Origin of the sequence: Kribbella antibiotica (assembly GCF_004349055.1) — a bacterium.
Classification (GTDB): domain Bacteria; phylum Actinomycetota; class Actinomycetes; order Propionibacteriales; family Kribbellaceae; genus Kribbella; species Kribbella antibiotica.
Genome location: NZ_SMKX01000318.1, coordinates 1 through 1,125, shown reverse-complemented (window position 1 = coordinate 1,125; position 1,125 = coordinate 1). Strand labels below are relative to the sequence as shown.

Genomic DNA, 1,125 nt, shown 5'->3' with positions numbered 1-1,125 from the left:
CAACCCGCCCGACCGGCAACGCCCCGCTCTACCCGCTGATCCGCTTCCGGCTTATTTGATCCCGGCTTTGGCGTCCAGCAGTTGGAGCAGGTCGTGCGCGGCCAGCTCCACCTGCTTGTGGCGCCATTCGGACGCTCGGTAGACACAAGCGATCAGGCCGGAGCGGTGGATGCGCCGAAGATCGCCGTACACAAAGGCATAACGGGCCTTGGTCTCGTCGTTGGCCCCATCGGTGAGCCCAAGATGCCAGGCGGAGTACTCGTCCCATGAATGCTTGTCCAGAAAGGCATTCTGCGCCTCCGCATGCGGTTGCACCGCACCCCAGTCGCTGTCGAGCACATACTGCCGGGAGTTGATCAGCCTTCGCGCGGCCTCGACCGCACCGTCATTGACCTCATATTTGGCCATACGAGGGATTGTGCCAGTGTGGGCAGATGATTTCACGTGAGGCGATCATCGTGCCCGGCGGCCAGTTCGGGCCCTTCGCGCCGTTGCTGATGTTCTGTGGCGACGCCGCCGAGCGACGCGATGCCGCGCTGACGCCCGTGTGGTGGCACGAGCCCGATGGACTGCTCACCCTCACACCCGAGGAGCGCGGGCCGTGGGTGCTGGATCAGGTCGAGCGCGCAGTGCCTTTGCTTCGCTCGGCCGAGCGGCCGGACACGCTCCTTGTCGGCAAGTCCCTCGGAACCCACGCAGCCACCCTTGCCGCCGAGCTCGGACTGCCCGCGATCTGGCTGACGCCGGTGCTGACCAGCGATTGGGTGGTCAGCGCCCTGCGCCGGTCGACCGCGCCATTCCTGCTGGTGGGCGGCACGGCAGACCCGCTGTGGGTGCCGGACCTTGCGCGAGAGCTCACTCCGTACGTGGTAGAGGTCGACGGCGCTGACCACGGCATGTACGTGCCGGGCCCGCTGGCCGCCTCGACCGCAGTACTCGGTCAGGTGGCGACTGCGGCTGAGAAGTTTCTGGACGACGTGATCTGGACCTGACCTCGAGCGGTCAGGGGTGGGCGCTGGCGCGCCACTGGCCCGGGCCCGGGTGGAAGGGCTGGCGGGCGTTGCGCCAGTACGTCGCCCAGTTGCCGGCGCGCTGGGTGTCGGCGGGCTCGGGGGCGCTGGGGCG

2 protein-coding genes are annotated in these 1,125 nt (G+C 68.1%); one reads left to right on the top strand and one right to left on the bottom strand.

Annotated features, from left to right (window positions below; all coding sequences use genetic code 11):
* Window positions 1-51: 51 nt before the first annotated feature.
* Window positions 52-408 (bottom strand): hypothetical protein, encoded by a 357-nt coding sequence (locus E1263_RS42440; RefSeq protein WP_132178151.1) that lies wholly within the window; start codon window positions 406-408, stop codon window positions 52-54.
* A gap of 26 nt (window positions 409-434) precedes the next feature.
* Here E1263_RS42440 and E1263_RS42435 point away from each other — a divergent pair, with 26 nt between their 5' ends.
* Window positions 435-992 (top strand): alpha/beta hydrolase, encoded by a 558-nt coding sequence (locus E1263_RS42435; protein ID WP_132178149.1) that lies wholly within the window; start codon window positions 435-437, stop codon window positions 990-992.
* The last annotated feature ends 133 nt before the right edge of the window (window positions 993-1,125 follow it).

Bases quoted from the DNA above. Each gene is read 5' to 3' on its own strand.
- E1263_RS42440 (WP_132178151.1), bottom strand. From the start codon at position 408: ATGGCCAAATATGAGGTCAATGACGGTGCGGTCGAGGCCGCGCGAAGG.
- E1263_RS42435 (WP_132178149.1), top strand. From the start codon at position 435: ATGATTTCACGTGAGGCGATCATCGTGCCCGGCGGCCAGTTCGGGCCC.